Raw genomic sequence first — 18,360 nt, 5'->3', positions numbered from 1 at the left:
CGGGAAGCGCCCCCGTCCGTCTTGTCGGGCTCGTTCGATGGCCCTGCGGGTCAGACGAGGTCGGCCAGAGCATCCGGGCAGTCGCCGTCGCGGGCGATGACGATGACCGGGACAGCCTGATGGCGACCCTGATGGCGACGGAGTGCCGCCGCCACGAAATCCGGTGACGTCGGCGCGTTCGGGCTCTCGCAAACGACGATCCCGCGGAGTGGAACCCCGTGGGCGCCTAGGGTTTCGGCGGCCGTGAGGGCGTGGCTGATGGCTCCGAGATAGGACCCCGAGACCATGAGGGCCGGCAGGCGGAGGGCCTTGAGCCAGTCGAGGCCGGTCGCGTCGCCGGTCACCGGACTCATCAGACCGCCGACCCCCTCGATCAGGAGGGTACCGCCGGGCGAGATCCCGGCCATCTCGGTCCGGCACCAGTCGACAAGGTCATCCAGGGCCAGGGTCCGGCCCTCTTGCGCGGCGGCGAGATCGGGGCTGAGCGGCGCGGCGAAGCGCCAGGGCGAGCAGGCTTCTACGGTGCGAAGCGTCACGGGCAGGCCCTGCGCCGCAAGCAGGCGCGCTGTATCACTGTCCGCAAAACCGGGGGTACCGAGCGGCGGAACCCCGCTCGCCAAGGGCTTCAGAGTGCGTACGGTACGGCCCCGGTCGTGCAGACGCCGCGTCAGCGCGGCGGTGACGTAGGTCTTGCCGATCTCGGTCCCGGCACCGGCGATGAAGACGGCGCGGGCTCCGCTCACCTCCCGGTAAGACTCACTTCTCGACAAACGCCTTCTCGATGACGTAGTGGCCGGCCTCGCCGTGATTGCCCTCCTCGTAGCCACCGTCTGTGAGCAGCTGGCGGGTGTCGCGGATCATGTCGGGCGAGCCGCACAGCATGAACCGATCGTTCTCCACCGACATCGGCGGCAGACCGATATCCTCGAACAGCTTGCCGGAGGTCATCAGATCGGTGATGCGGCCGCGGTTGCGGAAGGGCTCGCGGGTCACGGTCGGGTAGTAGATCAAACCGGCGCTGATGACCTCGCCGAGGAATTCGTGGTTCGGCAGGTCCTGCGTGATGGTCTCGCCATAGGCGAGTTCCTGCACTTGGCGGCAGCCGTGGACGAGGACGACCTTCTCGAAGCGATCGTAGGTTTCCGGGTCCTTGATGATCGACATGAAGGGCGCCAGGCCGGTGCCGGTGCCGAGCAGGTAGAGGTTCCTGCCCGGCATCAGGTTGTCGAGCACCAGGGTACCGGTCGGCTTCTTGCCGACGATGATCGGGTCACCGACCTTGAGGTGCTGCAGCTTCGAGGTGAGCGGGCCGTTCGGAACCTTGATCGAGAAGAACTCCAGTTCCTCCTCGTAATTGGCCGACACGACGCTGTAGGCGCGCAAGAGCGGACGGCCCTCGACCTCGAGGCCCATCATCACGAACTCGCCGTTGCGGAAACGGAACGCGGGATCGCGGGTGGTGCGGAAGGAGAACAGCGTGTCGGTCCAGTGATGGACGCTCAGCACACGCTCCTCGTTGAACTTGCTCATCGACGGTCCGTCTCGAATTTCGCTCGAATCTCGAAGCTTTGCGTGGGGTCTTCTCGCACCTGCGGTGGGCGCGTCAAGGCGGCGCGCGTACGCAGGTGCGCTGGGGGCAATGGTCTGGAATCGTTCTTAATTCTTCGGTTTTGCCTCACAGCGGCTTCAACCCCGTCTCGATCTCTGCACGGCGGCTTTCGAGAAAAGGCGGCAGAGCGAGGCGTTCGCCCAGCGTCTCAAGGGGCTCGTCGGTGGCAAAGCCCGGACCGTCGGTGGCGATCTCGAACAGGATGCCGTTGGGCTCGCGGAAGTAGAGACTGCGGAAGTAGTAGCGATCCACCGGCCCGCTGGAAGGAATCCGTCGCACCCGGAGACGGTCGGCCCAAGCCTGATACTCGGCATCCGGAATCCGGAACGCGACGTGGTGGACGGCGCCCGCGCCTTGATGCGCAGGGCCGAGCTTCGGCTCGGCGAGGAGGTGAAGTTCAGCGGCTGGACCACCGGCTCCCATGCGGTAAACGCGGACCTCGCCTTCGGGCAGCTCATAGTTGCGATCGTGGCTCATGCCGAGGATGTCGGTCAGGACCGCTTCAGTCCGCGCGATCTGTCCCACACTCAAGCGGATCGGCCCGAGTCCGCGGATCTGGTGCTCGGCCGGCACGGGACTTCCGGCCCAGGGATGGGCCTCCCCAACGCCCCCATCATCCACCAGCATCAGGCGCTGTCCCTCACCATCCTCGAAATCGAGGGTGAGGCGACCGTCACGCTCCATCGGCACAGCGTGGGTCACGCCCTGCCGTGCCAAGTGCTCGCGCCACCACGCGATCGCGGCGGCGCCCGAGACTCGCAGGCCGGTGCGGCTGATACTGTTGGTGCCGCGCCGCTCCGGCGGGGCCGGCCAGTCGAAAAAGGTGACGTCGGTGCCGGGCGAGGCACGGCCATCGGCATAGAACAGGTGGTAAGCCGACACGTCGTCCTGGTTCACCGTCTTCTTCACCAGACGCAGGCCGAGCACCCGCGTGTAGAAGGCCAGGTTGTCTGCGGCCTGCGCGGTGATGGCGGTGAGATGGTGAATTCCGGTGAGCTGCATCGGCTGACCCTTGAGCGACGGGCGATGCCGTCAGATAGGTGCGCCGCCCACCGAACACAAAACGGCCCCCTCGCGGGGGCCGTGCGATCGGAGACGTGCAAGGAAGTTGGGCGTAGTGCTCAGAAAGCGCCGGCCAGAAGGCCGAGGCCGGCAACGGCCAGACCAGCGCCGGCGACCCGCACGGCGGCGAGGCTGCGGGCCAGACGCCCGGCGGACAGGCCAAGACCGAGTCCGACCGCGTGCAGGAGCGCAGTCGCACCGAGGAATCCAAGTCCGTAGGCGAGGCCCGAGCCCGTCTCCGGCATCTCGGCACCATGGGCATGCCCGTGGAACACCGCGAACGCGCCAACCAGCACCATGGCGGCAGCAACAGGCAGGGCAGGCCGCAGGGCCAGCGAGGCGCCCAGCACGACCACCGAGAGGGCGATGCCGATTTCCACGAAGGGAAGTCCGACGCCCGCAGCACCCAACGCTCCGCCGACAGCCATCATGCCAAGGAAGGACAGAGGCACCAGGACGAGGGCTCGGCCGCCGATCCGCGCCGCGATGAGGCCAACCGCCACCATGGCGAGGAGATGGTCGAGGCCGCTCAAGGGATGGAGGAAGCCCTGTGCCAACCCGCTGGCCGCCTCATGGCCCGGATGCGCCAGGGCGGGCGTCGCAGCGAGGCCCATCGCTGCCACAAGGGCAAGGCGAACCGGCAGGGAGGCAAGGCGTGAGGTCATCCGGACTGTCCCGAGCTTGAAAGCGAGCGGCGCGGCATCGCCGCCGCTCTGGCAGACACTAGCAACCGCACACTAGCAACCGCCGTGCCCGCGTACAGTCCCAAGAACCCGGTCCGCAGCGCGGCGGTTCGTCCGCAGCGCCTGGGGAAATCGGTGCCCCGTCAGAAATCGGTGGGTCGCCCGGCGGCCACCACCAGCATCTTCCCATCCGCGAAGGTGCGGGCGCCGGCGCGGCGGATATCGGCCTGGGTCACGTTGGCGACGAGATCGTTGCGGCGGGCGATATAGTCCATGCCGAGGCCTTCGAAGGCGATCTGCACCAGCTGGTGGGCGATCTTGGTCGAGGTATCGAAGCCGAGGGCGTAGGAGCCGGTGAGATAGTCCTTCGCCTTCTGCAACTCCTCGTCGGACGGACCCTCGGTGATGAGGCGGCCGATCTCTTCGCCGATCACCGACAGGGCCTCGCCGACGCGCTCGTTCTTGGTGGCGGTGTAGCCCCAGGTCATCGACGCGGCGCGGTGGCTGACCAGCGACGTGCCCACCGAATAGGCGAGACCGCGCTTCTCGCGCACCTCTTGGAACAAACGGGAGGTGAAGGAGCCGCCGCCGAGGATGTGGTTGAGAACGTAGGCCGGAATGAAGTCGGGGTCGCGCCAGGGCACGCCGTTCATGCCGAAGCGGATCACCGATTGCGGGACGTCGAGGTCGACGACGTGACGCGCGCCGATGTTCTGCATCCGGGTCTGAGGCACGGCCTTGAGGGGGGCGGCCAGAGCGAGCCTGCCGAAGGCCCGGTCGAGGCTTTCCGCCAGCCGTGCGGCGTCGATGGCGCCCACCGCCGCGACCTTCAAACCGCCACGCCCGATGATCTGGCGATGCATCGTCACGAGATCGTCGCGGGTGATCGCCGCGATGCTCTCGGGCGTGCCGGACGACGGGCGGGCGTAGGGATGGCCGGCATAGGCCTCGGCGAAGAAGCGGCGCGAGGCCATCACACCTGGATCGTTCTGCTGGTAGCGCAGGCCAGCCAGGGTCTGAGCCCGCACCCGCTCGATGGCGTCGGGGTCGAGGCGCGGCTTGGCCAGGGCGAGCGCGAGGAGGTCGATGGCTTCGTCCGCATGCTTGATCAGCATCTTGAGCGAGCCGCCAAGGGCATCGGAGCCAGCATGGAACGAGAGTTCGATGGCCCGGGCCGCGAGGCGCTCCTGGAAGGCGTCCGAGGACAGGTCGCCTGCCCCTTCGTCGAGAAGGCGAGCGAGCATCTGGGCCACGCCGGCCTTGCCCTCCGGGTCCTGGGCCGCGCCGCCCTCGAAGGTGAAGGCCAGGGCGATCAGCGGCACCACCGGGGATTCGACGTGCCACGCCTCGATGCCGGGGGCGGTCGCGACGGGAACGGCCTGGGTCGGCGAGGTCGCGGAGCGGGTGGCGGACGTGTCGAGCAGGTCGGTGGTGGCCACGTTCATGGGAACCTCATGCTGTGCGTAGGGCGCGGCGGCAGGGCCGCGGCCTCTCAAAGGGGATCGGCCAGCCGCGGGGTCGGATCGGCCGCGCGGCCTGAAAGGCCTCAGGCTGCTTCGGCGTCGCGAGCCTTGGTCAGGTAACCGGTCACGGAGCGGGACGGCGTCAGGTAGCGCTCGGCCACCGCCGCGAGGCGCGCCTGCGTCACGCCCTCGATGTCGGAGGGCCAGCGCCGGACCTCCTCGATCGACTCGCCGATGGCGAGGGCCGAGCCGTAGATGCGGGCCAGCGAGGACTGGCTGTCGGAGGAGTAAACCGTCTCGGCCACGAGCCGCGTCTTGGCCCGCTCGATTGCTTCCGTGCTCAAGGCCTCGGAGGGAACGCGGCGGAGGACGCGGTCGACCTCCTCCTCCAGCTTCTCCAGGCTGACGCCTTCGGCCGGGATCGCGTAGACCGAGAAGCGGGTGTCGTCGATGGCCGAGCCCATGTACCAGGCGCCGGCATTCACGGCGACGCCGAGTTCCATCACCAGCTTGCGGTAAAGGTAGGAGGTCGAGCCACCGCCCATGACCTCAGCGAGCAGTTCGAGCGCATGGCATTCGCCGTCTCGCGCAGTAATGCAGGACGGGGTCAGGTAGAGGCGCTGCAGGGTCGGCTGCTCGACCTTGGGATCGGCGACCGCGAGGCGGCGGAGCGCCCGCGGCTCCGGCTCCTTGGCGCGGATGCGCAGCGGCCGGGTGCCCTGCGGAGTGACGCGGCCGTAGGTGTCGTCGGCCATGCGGCGAACGTCATCTGGGGTTACGTCGCCGGCAACCACCAGGATGGCATTCTCCGGCGTGTAGAAGCGCTTGTAATAGTCGAGAGCGTGCGTGCGGTTCAGCTGCTCGATCTCGTGCATCCAGCCGATGATCGGCGTGCCGTAGGGATGGTGCACGAAGAGCGAGGCGGCCATCGCCTCGGACAGCTGCGCCGACGGGTCGGTCTCGACCCGCATGCGGCGCTCTTCCAGCACCACGTCGCGCTCGGGCGCCACAACGGCATCGTCGAGGACGAGACCGGTCATGCGGTCGGCCTCGAATTCCATCATCGTTCGCAGGTGATCGCGGGCGACGCGCTGGAAATAGGCGGTGTAATCGTAGGAGGTGAAGGCGTTCTCCTGGCCGCCGAGGCCGGAGACAGCCTTGGAGAAGGCGCCGATCGGGTGCTGTTCGGTCCCCTTGAACATCAGGTGCTCAAGGAAGTGGGCGATGCCTGACTGGCCGAGCGGATCATCGGCCGAGCCGTTGCGGTACCACACCATATGCGTGACGACCGGGGCGCGGTGATCGGGAACGACGACGACATCGAGTCCATTGTCGAGGGCGAAGGCACTGACCTCGGGCCCACCTGCCTCGGAGCGTCCGAAGGGAGCGGCTTCCGCCCGACCGGCGCTGCCGTGCCGGCGCGTCGGTCCGAAGAGGGGCGTGTCCTTCCTGAACAGATGCATCGAAGCTCTTCCTTCCGCGGCTGGCCGCTTGCGAGCGCCATCCGTCATGTTGGCATTGCGCCGGCTCCACGCCACGGGGGTGCGTCGGAGGGGCAGGAAACGGGTTCTCTCGCGACGCCCGCACCCTGCGCGGCGCCGAGACTGACCCGGAGTTCAGTTCGCTGAGCGCGCACGCACATAGGCGCCCGGATCGGATTCTTCGCGCTCGCGGTAGGGATTGTTCACGGGGTCGCCATTGGTCTTGGCAACCTTACGGGGCGGCTTGCGATAGCCATTGGGCGGATCGGTGAGCACGTCGCGATCGGGCTCGACAGCCGACGGCTCAGCGACTTCGGCGGAGCGCAGGCCGAAGGGGTTCGACCAGAACGAGTTCCGGTCATCGTTCTCGCCTTCGGGGCGCCCCGGCTCGGTACGGGTCTGGGCACTGGCGCGGCGCCCGCCACGCATCTCGTCGATCGACAGGGTCATGTTGTTGTCGTTCATCCGGCCCTGTGCACCTCGCGCGATGGGCTTCTTAGCCTCCTCGCGTTCGCGCTCACGCTGGACGATTTCGGGATCCTTCGGCCATTGGGCCGAAGCTTCGGGCTGGCGCGGGGCCGGCAGGGCCTTGCCGTCGAGCTTGGGCGGCATCACGAGAGGGGCCCGCTCGCGATAGGTGATCGCGGGCTTCTCGGGCTCGATGAGGCCGATGTTGCTGAGAGCATCGCGCATGAAGACGCCCTGCTGCGCCTGCGCGCTCCCGGCGGTCAGAACACCCGCTATCACCAACAGCAAACCGCGATGCCCGATCATGCTATCCCCGCTCTCCGCCCGGTTGTGGGTCCCGGTTGCCCGAGCCCGGATGGTCGCCTTGTGTACAGCGATCCTGATCCGACCCTGTCGGCCTGACCTGGGTTTCAGGCGATCGTATGGCGCCTTGACCGCTGCGTACCAGCCTCGGCCGCACAACGATTCCGACTGTGACTTACGGATCACAGGCCGGCTAGAAATGCCGATCCTGTTTCAAAGGCTGGAACCCGTGCGCCGGGGTACCGGCCGCAGGCTGTCGAGGATGAGGCCAACAACGCCCGCGACGATGGCCGCATCGGCGATGTTAAAGACGTACCAGGACCAAGTGCGCCAGTGGAGGTGAACAAAGTCGAACACCGCACCGTAGGCCGTACGGTCGATGGCGTTGCCGATGGCGCCGCCTGCCACGAGCCCGAGGGCGATGGCGAGCAGACGCGTCTCCGCTCGCCGCATCCAGAAGATCAGGCCGAGGGCCGCCAGGCAGGACACCCCCACCAAAACCCAGCGGCCGAGGCCACCCTCCTGCTGAAACATCCCGTAGGACACGCCCCGATTCCAGACGACGAGGAACTCGGCGAAGGGCGTGAGCCGCCAGGGCTGGGTCAGCACCAGATCGGTGCCGAAATAGAGCCAAAGCTTCGAAGCCTGGTCGAGGATCAGGGTCAGGAGAAGGGCACAGAGGCCGAGGCGGAAAGGAGTTACGTGCATGGTTTGGCCCTCCCCCCTGGCTGGGGGAAGGGGTGCTGCGGACGCTGGCTCACGCGGCACTCGTGTGGGCTTGGGCGGCATCCCACTCGCGCAGGGCGCGGGCGTCGCGTGGGGTCACGTCGGGATAGTCCGGGTCGTTGCCGACCTCGGGCGTCACCCGCCAGGACCGGGCGCATTTCCGGCCCTCGGCCAGGGCCGGCACCACCGCAACGCCTCGCACATCGTCGAGGCGGAAGGCCTCCGCCGGGCCTTCCCCGTCCGTGATCCGGATGGCGGACGTGATGCAGATATCGGCGAAGTCGACGCCCTCGACGATCGCCCGGAGCGCCGAGTCCGCGATGAACACGGTAGGCGCCGCCTCGAGGCTTGCGCCGATGCGCTTGGCCGTGCGCTCGATCTCCAAGGCGCCGGTGACGACCCGGCGCACGCGGCGGATGGTCTGCCAGCGCGTCGCCAGAGCGTCGTCCCGCCAAGCGGCCGGCGTCTCCGGAAGGATCTGGAGATGGACCGAGTCGGTTTCGGATGGGTAGCGGTCGAGCCACGCCTCTTCGGCCGTGAAGGCCAGGACAGGGCTCAGCCAGATCGTAACCCGGCGCAAGGTCTCATCGATAACCTGTAGGGCGGCCCGGCGCACCGCAGACGAGGCAGGATCGCAGTAGAGCACGTCCTTGCGGACATCGAAGTAGAAAGCCGAGAGATCGCCGGTCATGAAACCGTTGAGGAGTGCCACCACCCGCTTGGTGTCGAAGGTCGCGTAGGCTTCGCGGATCTCGCCGTCGAGTTCGGAGAGGCGGTGCCGGATCAGCCGCTCCAGTTCGGGCAAGTCCGCATGGGCGATCTCGGTGCCGGGTTCGAAATGTGCCAGCGAGCCAAGCATCCATCGCAGCGAGTTACGCAACTTACGGTATGTCTCAGCAAAGGTCTTGATGATCTCGGGCCCGATGCGTAGGTCATCGGCATAGTCGGAGGCCGCAACCCACAGGCGCAGGATGTCGGCACCGGAATCCTTGATGACATTCTGTGGCGCGACGACGTTGCCCTTGGACTTCGACATCTTCAGGCCCTTGGGGTCGAGTACGAACCCGTGGGTCAGGACGATGTCGTAGGGCGCGCGTCCGCGAGTGCCTGCGGATTCCAGCAATGACGACTGGAACCAGCCGCGATGTTGGTCTGAGCCCTCAAGGTACATCACCGTGTCGGTGCCGCCATCGCGGCGGCGCTTGATGCCGGAGAGACCTGGAAACTGCTCAGGATCATCAAGCACGAAGGCATGTGTCGAGCCGGAATCGAACCAGACGTCGAGGACGTCCGTGACCTTTTCATAGTCCGCCGGATCGTAGTCCGGGGCGAGGAAGCGGGCGCCATCCGCATCGGTGAACCAGGCGTCGGCGCCCTCCGCCTGGAAGGCTGCAGCGATGCGAGCATTCACACGCTCATCGCGTAGCACCTCGTGAGTGCCGCGCTTGACGAAGACCGTGATCGGCACGCCCCAGGCGCGCTGGCGCGAGACCACCCAGTCCGGCCGGTTGGCGACCATCCCGTTGATGCGATTCTTGCCCTGCGGCGGTACCCATTGGGTCTCCTCGATCGCCTGGACGGCAACCTCACGCAGGGTTCGGTTGCCGAGAGAATCCACTGGGCGGTCCATCGCGATGAACCATTGTGGGGTGTTGCGGAAGATGACCGGCTTCTTCGATCGCCAGGAATGCGGGTAGCTATGCTTGAGCGTGCCACGCGCCACCAAGGTACCCGCATCGGTGAGCGCAGCGATGATCGCCTTGTTGGCGTCGCCCTTCTCGCCCTTGTGGTTCAAGACGAGTTTTCCCGTGAAACCGGGCGCCTCGTCGGTCAGCATCCCATCGGCATCCACCGTGTAGGGGATGCGGGTGTCGATGCCGCGCTCAGCCAGCATCCGGCCGTTGGCCATCCAGACCTCGAAATCCTCCCGGCCGTGGCTCGGCGCCGTGTGGACGAAGCCGGTACCGGCCTCGTCCGTGACATGTTCGCCATCGAGGAGCGGAACGGCGAAGTCGTAGCCGGGCACGTGAGCGGCGAGCGGATGGCTTAGGGTCAGGCCGGCGAGTTCGGCCGGCGCGACGTCGCGCAGGCGCTCGAAGGTCTCGACGCGGGCGCTGGCGAAGACGGAAGCGGCGAGCGTGTCCGCAAGGACATAGGCGTCGCCGACCTTGGCCCAGTTGTCGTCGGCGGCTGCCGTGACCCTGTAGAGGCCATAGGCGACCTTCTTAGAATAGGCGACCGCCCGGTTGGCCGGCATGGTCCAGGGCGTGGTGGTCCAGATCACCACCCGTGCCGGTGCAAGCTCCGTCGGAGCGCCGTCAGTGATCCGGAAGGCGGCGAAGATCGCGTCGCTGACGACGTCCTCGTATTCGACTTCGGCTTCGGCCAAAGCTGTCTTCTCGACCACCGACCACATCACCGGCTTCGAGCCGCGGTAGAGCTGACCCGTCATCGCGAAGGCCATGAGTTCGCGGGCGATGGTGGCCTCGGCGGGGAACGTCATGGTGGCGTAAGGATGATCCCAATCACCGGTGACGCCCAGGCGCTTGAACTCCTCACGCTGCATGTCGAGCCACTGCCCCGCGAAGGCCCGGCACTCCTGGCGGAATTCGAGGACCGGCACCTCGTCCTTGTTGCGGCCCTTGGCGCGGTACTGCTCCTCGATCTTCCATTCGATCGGCAGGCCGTGGCAATCCCATCCCGGCACGTAGTTGGCGTCATAGCCGAGCGCGCCCTGCGCGCGGACGATAACGTCCTTCAGGATCTTGTTCAGCGCCGTACCGATGTGGATGTTGCCGTTGGCGTAGGGCGGGCCGTCATGCAGCACGAATTTCGGCCGGCCGGCTGCCTGAGCACGAATCTGTCCATAGAGGCCGGTGGCGGCCCATCGCTCTAGAAGCAGAGGTTCGCGTACCGGGAGGCTGGCCCGCATCGGGAACTCGGTCTGAGGCAGGAACAGGGTCTTCGAATAGTCGCGGGCTGGCACGACGGGGGGGGAGGTCTGGTCGCTCATGGGATGTCTGTGAGGTCTTCGGCACGGGTCGGTGTCGGGCGGTCGGTGGGCGATCTGCCCCCAGGGCCAGCGGAACGGAGGCGAGTGATCGCCCTCCCGGCCTTCGCATCGGGTCCGCCATGGCGGCCCTCAGGCGCAGGCCGGGCTCATAATTCGAGACCGGGTCGTCCGGTCCGGCACGCCGAACCACCCGCGCGGATCACCATCAACGCACATCTGGCGGCTTCTAGCAGCGGCATCGACCTGAGACTAGCGAGCTTTCCGACCTCCCGCACGTTCGGCCCGAACTTTCGATGCCACCTTTTCCAAGCTCGGCCGTTGTTTCTCGCGCGCTCGGGACCTGTCCTGGTTGAAGGATGGCCCGAGACGCGGCGTCATTGGGAGACACCGTCATGAGAAAAGCTCTGCTCGCCGCCAGCCTCGTCCTGTCCGCCTTCGCCATGTCGGGCACGGCCGAAGCACAGGGCCTGCCCGGTGGAATGCGCCGGGGAGCCGCCGAGGGCGATCGGGTCGCCGGTCCGGTGGGCGGCATCGTGGGCGGGGCGGTCGGAGGCGCGGTCGGCACGGTGAACGGGGCGCTCGGCATCGATCCCGGCCGCCGCGCCTATCGCACGCGCATGAAGTCGCGCGGCCATTCCCACCATCGCCGTCACCGCTGAGCGGAGCGCCGCTTCTGGGCCAGGAGAGTAGGGCTCGGAGCCGATGACGATGGACGCACCGATCAGTGTCCATCGGTCCGGCACGTCGCCGAATATCAGGTAACCCAGCGCCAACGGTCAGAGCAGTTGGATGGATATCAAGGACGCCAGCACGTTTGCGGGCGCCCAGGCGTGGGCGAGCACCAGACGCCAATGCCCCATCGTGCCGAAGAGGCCGAGCGGCAAGGCGGCGCTGAATCGACCATCCGCCGAGTAGCGGTCCGGTGATCAGCGTGCCAATCAGGGGCGCGGCGAACCCGGTCGACAGGGTTTCGGCGAGTTGGAGCTTGCGCAAGGTCCGGAAGCTGAGGGCCGTCGATCCGAACCGCAGCAGCGCGCGCAGGACCTAGAAACCGAACCGATTCGTCTGGGCCACACCGGGCGCTCACAGCGGGTTCAGGACCAACAAGACCAGGAAGACGTTCACCGCGTAGAGCATGACGGTCGAGAGCAGTGGGTCGCCTCAGACCAGCCAGCGTCTCGGCCGACGCGTCGAGGCAGGCGAAGAAGGCCCGGCACCGCACGTCAGCGCGATGCCGTCCGGGCACCCTTTCCGGAGCGCGGCGGCCCTCGACTCGATCCCCAACGACTCGATCCCAATCTCGGCGCACCGCTCGGCCAAAGCCGTGGGGCCCAGCGTCAGTCCTGTGACGCGGAGCTTCAAAGCAGGGCCGCATTCCCGCATTCACGCATAGCTGCACCGGGCTGGACCTAGCGTCACATATGGCAGCAGGAGTCGAAAGGGAGAACCGGAAGGGATTGATCGCACGGGACGTGAAACCCGATATTCACCCACATTTGAAATCGGCGCGATTTCGCGCACCACGGCCCCAAAGCCTTAAGAATGTTGGGTGCAAGCGAGAGGTACGAGTGCCGCCTTCGGAGGGCGATCCATGACGAAGGCCGTGCCTTTACTTGCCACCTTTGGGCTGGTCTGCCTGATGGTTCTCCCGGCTCCCGGGATCTGGGGCCTTGTGATCGGCCTCACCTGCACCATCACCATCCTGATCTGCGGGGTCTTATGGCTGTTCGATCGTGCCGCCACCCACTTGGCGCGCCTGATCGAGCGGAACCGCAACCGCTTCCTGCGGCGCCGACGGGCAGTTCATGCGGGGTCTGGTATGATGCGCAAAGCCAAACCCGAGGCTGTCAACGCCAAGCCGCACCTGCCGGCATAGGGTCCCTTGCAGCCTTGATGGCCTCGGGTCGTGCAGGAGGTCGGAGAGGCTGTCCTGAGCGCACACGGCTGCTGGGTGGTACGGCGGTCTCCGACCCATAGGGCGGCCCGTCTACAGAGCTTCCGGAACCACCAGCGAATCCGACTCCTCCTCATCCATCTCGGAATCGCCCTCGACCTCGTGACCGGTGACGCCGGACGCCTCGGCGAGGTTGCGGGCGGCCTTGCGCAGGAGCTTGCGAAGCCGACGCTTCTCCTTGCCGTCGAACCCATCGAGGAGTTCCGCCTCGACATCATCCCACAGCCGCTCGATGGCCGCAGCCTTGGCCAGCCCCGTCTCGGTAAGCCGCACGCGCACGATGCGGCCGTCGCCGGCCTCGGCCCGGCGCTCCACGAAGCCGAGGGCAGCGAGCCGCGAAATCGTCTTGGAGGCGGTGGGCGGGCGCACCCGCAGCATCGCGGCGAGATCCCCCATCGTCATGGTCCCGGCGGCGGCCAGCGCCTGCACCACCTGCTCCTGACCGGCGAAGAGGTCGAGGGCAACCAAGCGGTCACCGATACGGGACCGGTGCAGGCGCGCGGCCTGGACCAGGGCCCAACCGACGCTCTTGGCGCCCGGGGGACGGAGGCGCTTGTCGGATTTCGCCATGCTGCGCTCGCCCTCCCTGTCGTTTCCCGCTCCGGGAAGCGACGCCATCGCCGCACGGGTCAGGCCGCCCTCGCCAGGCTCGGCCGTCCCGCGCTCGTCAGCCGCCCACATCGCACGTCCTCTTCTTCGACCCTAGCGCGATGGCTCCTTGCCCGCGCCCATCATTCCGGATGCATCCACGAGCAACCGGGATGATCCTCTCAGGCCCGGGCATGACCGGCCCATGTGAAGCTGCGATGACAGGCGCCCCGGGCGAGCCCGCAAGAGACCGGAAAAGCCGGCTCATCGATCGGCCGGCCCCACGCCTGGACGAAGCCCATCCCCTCAACTAAACCTTGCGGAAACGCCGCTCCGGCGCCCGTTCCAGGCCCCGCGAAGACCGTTCAGGACCCCATGAAGGCAGTCATCCTCGCAGGCGGTCTTGGTACACGCCTGTCCGAGGAGACAGTGACGCGGCCCAAGCCCATGCTGGAGATCGGCGGTCGTCCGATCCTCTGGCACATCATGCAGATCTTCGCCGCTCACGGGGTGCGCGAATTCATCATCTGCCTCGGCTACAAGGGCTACGTTATCAAGGAGTTCTTTCTGAACTACCGACTACACCTCTCCGACGTCACCATCGACATCGGACGCGGCGACGTCGACTTTCACCGCAGCGCTGCCGAGGACTGGCGCGTTTCGCTGATCGAGACAGGCGAAACCACCATGACGGGTGGGCGGTTGAAGCGAGTGCGCGCCTATCTGGGTGACGACGACTTCTTCATGACCTACGGCGACGGCGTCGCCGACGTGGACCTCACCGCGCTCGCTGCCTTCCACAAGGCGCAGGGGAGGCTCGCCACCCTCACGGCGGTGACACCGCCTGGCCGCTTCGGGGCGCTGGATCTAGAAGCCGGCAAGGTCCGCCGCTTCCGCGAGAAGCCGGCGGGGGACGGAGCGACGATCAACGGCGGCTTCTTCGTACTCTCGCCGCGCGTCTTCGACCGGATCGCGGGGGACGGCACGGTGTGGGAAGCAGAACCCCTGGAGGGCCTTGCCGCCGACGGGCAGCTCGCGGCCTACGTCCACACCGGGTTCTGGCAGGCGATGGATACCCTGCGCGACAAGAACCACCTCGAAGCCCTGTGGGCGAGCGAGGCGCCGCCCTGGAAGTGCTGGTAGTCTCGTCGCCCCCCTGGAGATCGATTTTCAGCGTGCAGCCTTCGCCCTTCCCCCTGCCGCGCACCCGCGACCCGAATCCCGATCCCGCGTTCTGGGCCGGCCGGCGGGTGCTCGTCACTGGTCAGACCGGCTTTAAGGGCGCTTGGCTCTGCCTATGGCTGGGGCGCCTGGGGGCCCGCGTCAGCGGGCTGGCACTTCCGCCCGAAAGCGCGCCGAACCTGTTCGAGGCGGCCCGTATCGGCGCCGGGATGGACTCGCATCTCGGCGACATCCGCGATGTGGACGCAGTACGGGCCTGCCTCGCCGCCACCGCCCCCGAGATCGTCATCCACATGGCGGCCCAGGCGCTGGTGCGTGCCTCCTATCGCGATCCGCTCGGCACCTATGCCACCAACGTCATGGGCACCGCCCACGTGCTCGATGCGGTGCGAACGACGCCCTCCGTGCGGGCCGTCGTGGTGGTGACGAGCGACAAGGCCTACGAAAACCGCGAATGGCCCTACGGCTATCGCGAAACGGAGGCGCTGGGCGGCCACGACCCCTACAGCAGTTCCAAGGCCTGCGCCGAACTGGTGGCAGCGGCCTATCGTACCGCCTTCCTTGCCGAGCGCGACTGCCGGATCGCGACCACGCGGGCGGGCAACGTCCTCGGAGGGGGCGACTGGTCGGAGGATCGGCTGGTGCCCGATATCGTCCGCGCCTTCGCCCGCGGGGAGTCCGTCGAAATCCGGGCGCCCCATGCCACCCGGCCCTGGCAGCACGTGCTCGAACCCTTGAGCGGCTATCTCCGCCTCGCCGAATGCCTGGCGGGTGCGGACGGGCCACGCTACGCCGAGGCCTGGAACTTCGGGCCGGCTGACGAGGATTGCCGGCCGGTGGCCCACCTCGTCGATGCACTCGCCCAGGCCTGGGGGGCGGATGCCCTGTGGCACCTCTCCCCGGCGATCCACCCGCACGAGGCCACCTTCCTCAAGGTCGATTCCGCCAAGGCCCGTACCTATCTCGGCTGGGACCGGCGTCTGCGCCTCGATGCGGCCCTGGCCTGGACCGCCGCCTGGCATCGCGCCGAGGCCGATGGCGGTTCGGCCCGCGACCTGACTCTGGCGCAGATCGAGGCCTACGAGGCGCTCAGCGGATGACGATGTCGGATATGACGGTTCCAGACATGAATGCCTCTGAAACGACCTCTGCGGGCCCGTCACGCACCTGCCGGGCGTGCGGAGCCGCCCTCCAGCGAAGCGTGGCCGATCTCGGCCTGTCGCCGCTGGCCAACGCCTACGTGCCGGCGGACCGGGTGAACCGGGGTGAGATGTTCCACCCGCTCCATGCCTATGTCTGCGATTCCTGCTGGCTCGTGCAGCTCGAGGCGTTCGAGACCCCGGAGGCGATCTTTTCCGATTATGCCTACTTCTCGGGTTTCTCGGCCGGGTGGATCGCCCATGCGGAGGCCTACGTAGCAGCGATGCAGGCGCGCTTCTCGCTCTCGCCTGTCAGCAAGGTCGTGGAGGTGGCGAGCAACGACGGCTATCTGCTGCAAGCGGTCGTCGCCCGCGGCATCCCGGCTCTTGGAATCGAGCCCGCTGCCAACGTGGCGGCAGTGGCCCGTCAGCGCGGCATCCCCACCGAAGTCGCATTCTTCGGCGAGGAGACCGGCCGCCGCCTGCTGGCGGACGGTCACGCGGCCGACCTGATGGCGGCGAACAACGTGCTCGCCCATGTGCCCGACATTCACGACTTCGTCGAAGGTTTCCGGATTCTACTGAAATCCGAGGGAGTTGGTACGTTCGAGTTCCCGCACCTCCTCCGGATGATCCAGGAGCGCCAGTTCGACACCATTTATCACGAGCATTTTTCGTATCTTTCCCTCGGCGTCGTCTCGAACATCTTGGCGGCGCACGGCCTGCGGGTGTTCGACGTCCAGCAAGGGCCGACGCATGGTGGCTCCCTGCGGGTGTTCTTCTGCCATGCGGCAGCGGCCCATGCGGAGACCGACGCCGTGGCACGGGTGCTGGCGGAGGAGCGGGCGGGCGGGCTGTTCGATCCGGAAGGCTACGCCGCCTTCGCGGAGGATGTGGTCGCTATCAAGTGCGCCACCCTGACCTTCCTGGCGGATCTGCGGCTGACGCATCGGACCGTCTGCGCCTACGGAGCGGCAGCCAAGGGCAACACCTTCCTCAATTACTGCGGCATCGGCCCCGAACTGGTCGGGGCCGTCGCCGATCGCTCCCCGCACAAGCAGGGCACGCGCCTTCCGGGAAGCCGCATCCCGGTGGTCTCGCCAGAGGCGCTGCTGGCGATGCGGCCAGACTACGTCCTGATCCTGCCCTGGAACCTCAAGGACGAAATCGCCAGCGAAATGGCGACGATCCGTGACTGGGGCGGGCGCTTCGTCACCGCGATCCCGCGCCTCTCGGTGTTCTGAGCGGATGCGCTTCGAGGCCCTGCCGCTGGCTGGCGCGTATCGGGTCGTCCCGGAACCCCATGCCGATGCACGCGGCTTTTTCGCCCGCACCGCCTGCACGGATGATTTCGCCGCCCAGGGTCTGATCGGCGCCTTCGCGCAATCCAGCATCTCCTACAACGCTCGGCGCGGGACCGTGCGGGGCCTGCACTTCTCGGCAGAGCCGCACGCGGAGACCAAACTGGTGCGCTGCACGGCCGGCGCGATCCACGACGTCATCGTCGACCTGCGGCCAGATTCTGCGACCTACCTGCAGGCCTACGGGGTCGAGCTGAACGCCCGGAACCGCCATGCCCTCTACATCCCCACGGGTTTTGGCCATGGGTTCCAAGCCCTCAGCGACGGCACGGAAGTGCTCTATATGATTGATCGGCCCTACGTGGCCGGCAGCGCCCGAGGCCTGCGCTGGAACGATCCGGCCCTGGACGTCGCCTGGCCGGAGCCCATCACGGTGATCGCCGAGCGCGACCTGACCTACCCGGACTGGGTCCGGTGACGGGCCGTGTCCTCATCACCGGCGCCACCGGCTTCGTCGGCCGCCACGCAGTTCCGGCCCTGCAGGCCCTGGGCTTCGAGGTGCACGGTGTCGGCCGCCGTCCGCTCGGCGGCACGGCGATGCACACGGCCGACCTGCTGGTGGAGAACGAGCGCCGCGCATTGATCGCGGACCTTCGCCCAAGCCACCTGCTGCATCTCGCCTGGGACGCGGAGCCGGGCCGGTACTGGACCTCCGCCAGCAATCTCGACTGGGTCGCCGCCACCCTGGACCTCGCCAAAGCCTTCGCAGCGCAGGGCGGACGGCGCTTCGTCGGCGCCGGCACCTGTGCCGAATACGCGTGGGGCGCATCCCGATTCAACGAAGCAACGACCCCGTGCCAGCCCGCAACCCTCTATGGTGCGGCCAAGGATGGGACCCGGCGCATCCTCACGGCCTATGCGGAGAACCATGGCATCCGCCTCGCCTGGGGACGGCTCTTCTTCCTCTACGGTCCTGGCGAGCGGCGCGGACGCCTCGTCTCAGATGCGGTCCACGCACTGATGACCGAGACATCGTTCCCGACCTCGACCGGGCACCAGCGCCGCGACTTCCTGCATGTCGCGGATGCGGCCGCCGCGTTGGCCGCTCTCGTGGCGAGCGACGTTACTGGACCGGTGAATATCGGCTCGGGCACGGCCGTTCCGGTGCGCGCACTTCTCGATGGTCTCGCCGCCCGGATCGGGAATGCGGAGCACCTCGCCTACGGTGCCCGGCTCCTGAACCCGACAGAACCGGCAGCCATCGAAGCGGGCACCCGGATTCTCACTGAAGCCATCGGCTTCCGCCCACGCTTCAGCCTGGAGCGCGGACTCGACGACACGGTCGCGTGGTGGCGTGCGCACAGCAGCCCGACGGCCTGAAGTTCAGC

At 67.5% G+C, this 18,360-nt stretch carries 17 protein-coding genes; 7 read left to right on the top strand and 10 right to left on the bottom strand.

The features are described from left to right. Nucleotides 1–50: 50 nt before the first annotated feature. The 9 genes from bioD to ileS all read right to left on the bottom strand — a co-directional run bounded on the left by bioD (nt 51) and on the right by ileS (nt 10,808). A complete protein-coding gene (gene bioD / locus J7U37_RS06015; RefSeq protein ID WP_056182512.1) occupies nt 51–743 on the bottom strand; it encodes a dethiobiotin synthase in 693 nt (230 codons plus the stop codon). A gap of 13 nt (nt 744–756) precedes the next feature. Continuing rightward, entirely contained in the window at nt 757–1,530 is a 774-nt protein-coding gene (locus J7U37_RS06010; RefSeq protein WP_056182515.1) for a ferredoxin--NADP reductase, read from the bottom strand. Nucleotides 1,531–1,675: 145 nt separating this feature from the next. Then, nucleotides 1,676–2,611: a ring-cleaving dioxygenase gene (locus tag J7U37_RS06005; RefSeq protein ID WP_056182519.1), complete on the bottom strand. Its 936-nt coding sequence runs from the start codon at nt 2,609–2,611 to the stop codon at nt 1,676–1,678. A 119-nt stretch (nt 2,612–2,730) separates the two neighbouring features. Further along, the gene (locus J7U37_RS06000) at nt 2,731–3,336 is read right to left on the bottom strand and encodes a HupE/UreJ family protein (RefSeq protein WP_247635120.1); all 606 of its coding nucleotides are present in this window, start codon (nt 3,334–3,336) and stop codon (nt 2,731–2,733) included. Between the two features lie 161 nt (nt 3,337–3,497). After that, the gene (locus J7U37_RS05995) at nt 3,498–4,799 is read right to left on the bottom strand and encodes a pitrilysin family protein (RefSeq protein ID WP_056182524.1); all 1,302 of its coding nucleotides are present in this window, start codon (nt 4,797–4,799) and stop codon (nt 3,498–3,500) included. A 101-nt stretch (nt 4,800–4,900) separates the two neighbouring features. After that, nucleotides 4,901–6,280, bottom strand: coding sequence for a pitrilysin family protein (locus J7U37_RS05990; RefSeq protein ID WP_056182527.1), 1,380 nt, complete (start codon nt 6,278–6,280; stop codon nt 4,901–4,903). A gap of 153 nt (nt 6,281–6,433) precedes the next feature. Continuing rightward, a complete protein-coding gene (locus J7U37_RS05985; RefSeq protein ID WP_056182530.1) occupies nt 6,434–7,072 on the bottom strand; it encodes a hypothetical protein in 639 nt (212 codons plus the stop codon). A gap of 210 nt (nt 7,073–7,282) precedes the next feature. Beyond that, nucleotides 7,283–7,777, bottom strand: coding sequence for a signal peptidase II (lspA, locus tag J7U37_RS05980; protein ID WP_056182534.1), 495 nt, complete (start codon nt 7,775–7,777; stop codon nt 7,283–7,285). Nucleotides 7,778–7,826: 49 nt separating this feature from the next. Next, nucleotides 7,827–10,808: an isoleucine--tRNA ligase gene (ileS, locus tag J7U37_RS05975; RefSeq protein WP_247635119.1), complete on the bottom strand. Its 2,982-nt coding sequence runs from the start codon at nt 10,806–10,808 to the stop codon at nt 7,827–7,829. Between the two features lie 392 nt (nt 10,809–11,200). On the opposite strand from ileS, the gene J7U37_RS05970 reads away from it, so the two are divergent. Next, nucleotides 11,201–11,467 carry a hypothetical protein gene (locus J7U37_RS05970; protein ID WP_247635118.1) on the top strand — a complete coding sequence of 89 codons (267 nt, stop codon included), beginning with the start codon at nt 11,201–11,203 and terminating at the stop codon, nt 11,465–11,467. Nucleotides 11,468–12,399: 932 nt separating this feature from the next. After that, nucleotides 12,400–12,684: a hypothetical protein gene (locus J7U37_RS05965; protein ID WP_247635117.1), complete on the top strand. Its 285-nt coding sequence runs from the start codon at nt 12,400–12,402 to the stop codon at nt 12,682–12,684. 111 nt (nt 12,685–12,795) lie between these two features. On the opposite strand, the gene J7U37_RS05960 is transcribed toward J7U37_RS05965, so the two are convergent. After that, nucleotides 12,796–13,380 (bottom strand): MarR family winged helix-turn-helix transcriptional regulator, encoded by a 585-nt coding sequence (locus J7U37_RS05960; protein WP_247635195.1) that lies wholly within the window; start codon nt 13,378–13,380, stop codon nt 12,796–12,798. A 345-nt stretch (nt 13,381–13,725) separates the two neighbouring features. Between J7U37_RS05960 and rfbF the strand changes: the two genes are divergently transcribed. The 5 genes from rfbF to J7U37_RS05935 are packed head-to-tail and all read left to right on the top strand — an operon-like array spanning nt 13,726 to nt 18,352. Continuing rightward, nucleotides 13,726–14,493: a glucose-1-phosphate cytidylyltransferase gene (gene rfbF, locus J7U37_RS05955; protein WP_247635116.1), complete on the top strand. Its 768-nt coding sequence runs from the start codon at nt 13,726–13,728 to the stop codon at nt 14,491–14,493. A gap of 32 nt (nt 14,494–14,525) precedes the next feature. Next, the gene (gene rfbG, locus J7U37_RS05950; RefSeq protein WP_247635115.1) at nt 14,526–15,632 is read left to right on the top strand and encodes a CDP-glucose 4,6-dehydratase; all 1,107 of its coding nucleotides are present in this window, start codon (nt 14,526–14,528) and stop codon (nt 15,630–15,632) included. A gap of 26 nt (nt 15,633–15,658) precedes the next feature. Continuing rightward, the gene (locus J7U37_RS05945; RefSeq protein WP_247635114.1) at nt 15,659–16,915 is read left to right on the top strand and encodes a class I SAM-dependent methyltransferase; all 1,257 of its coding nucleotides are present in this window, start codon (nt 15,659–15,661) and stop codon (nt 16,913–16,915) included. Between the two features lie 4 nt (nt 16,916–16,919). Further along, nucleotides 16,920–17,450 (top strand): dTDP-4-dehydrorhamnose 3,5-epimerase family protein, encoded by a 531-nt coding sequence (locus J7U37_RS05940; protein WP_056182551.1) that lies wholly within the window; start codon nt 16,920–16,922, stop codon nt 17,448–17,450. Then, on the top strand, nt 17,447–18,352 hold the full coding sequence (locus J7U37_RS05935; RefSeq protein ID WP_247635113.1) for an NAD(P)-dependent oxidoreductase: 906 nt from the start codon (nt 17,447–17,449) through the stop codon (nt 18,350–18,352). Before J7U37_RS05940 ends, J7U37_RS05935 begins: the two co-directional genes overlap by 4 nt. The last annotated feature ends 8 nt before the right edge of the window (nt 18,353–18,360 follow it).

Source organism: Methylobacterium sp. 37f (genome assembly GCF_023093475.1).
Taxonomy (GTDB): domain Bacteria; phylum Pseudomonadota; class Alphaproteobacteria; order Rhizobiales; family Beijerinckiaceae; genus Methylobacterium.
The sequence above is the reverse complement of the archived record's forward strand: the minus strand, read 5'-3'. Positions and strand labels throughout refer to the sequence as shown.

Excerpts from the sequence above, each read along its gene's own strand:
- J7U37_RS05990 (WP_056182527.1), bottom strand. The coding sequence starts at position 6,280 with ATGCATCTGTTCAGGAAGGACACGCCCCTCTTCGGACCGACGCGCCGG.
- lspA (WP_056182534.1), bottom strand. The coding sequence starts at position 7,777 with ATGCACGTAACTCCTTTCCGCCTCGGCCTCTGTGCCCTTCTCCTGACC.
- J7U37_RS05945 (WP_247635114.1), top strand. The coding sequence starts at position 15,659 with ATGAATGCCTCTGAAACGACCTCTGCGGGCCCGTCACGCACCTGCCGG.
- J7U37_RS05970 (WP_247635118.1), top strand. The coding sequence starts at position 11,201 with ATGAGAAAAGCTCTGCTCGCCGCCAGCCTCGTCCTGTCCGCCTTCGCC.
- rfbF (WP_247635116.1), top strand. The coding sequence starts at position 13,726 with ATGAAGGCAGTCATCCTCGCAGGCGGTCTTGGTACACGCCTGTCCGAG.
- ileS (WP_247635119.1), bottom strand. The coding sequence starts at position 10,808 with ATGAGCGACCAGACCTCCCCCCCCGTCGTGCCAGCCCGCGACTATTCG.
- J7U37_RS05960 (WP_247635195.1), bottom strand. The coding sequence starts at position 13,380 with ATGGCGTCGCTTCCCGGAGCGGGAAACGACAGGGAGGGCGAGCGCAGC.
- J7U37_RS05985 (WP_056182530.1), bottom strand. The coding sequence starts at position 7,072 with ATGATCGGGCATCGCGGTTTGCTGTTGGTGATAGCGGGTGTTCTGACC.
- J7U37_RS05940 (WP_056182551.1), top strand. The coding sequence starts at position 16,920 with ATGCGCTTCGAGGCCCTGCCGCTGGCTGGCGCGTATCGGGTCGTCCCG.
- J7U37_RS06000 (WP_247635120.1), bottom strand. The coding sequence starts at position 3,336 with ATGACCTCACGCCTTGCCTCCCTGCCGGTTCGCCTTGCCCTTGTGGCA.
- J7U37_RS06005 (WP_056182519.1), bottom strand. The coding sequence starts at position 2,611 with ATGCAGCTCACCGGAATTCACCATCTCACCGCCATCACCGCGCAGGCC.
- J7U37_RS05965 (WP_247635117.1), top strand. The coding sequence starts at position 12,400 with ATGACGAAGGCCGTGCCTTTACTTGCCACCTTTGGGCTGGTCTGCCTG.
- J7U37_RS06010 (WP_056182515.1), bottom strand. The coding sequence starts at position 1,530 with ATGAGCAAGTTCAACGAGGAGCGTGTGCTGAGCGTCCATCACTGGACC.
- J7U37_RS05995 (WP_056182524.1), bottom strand. The coding sequence starts at position 4,799 with ATGAACGTGGCCACCACCGACCTGCTCGACACGTCCGCCACCCGCTCC.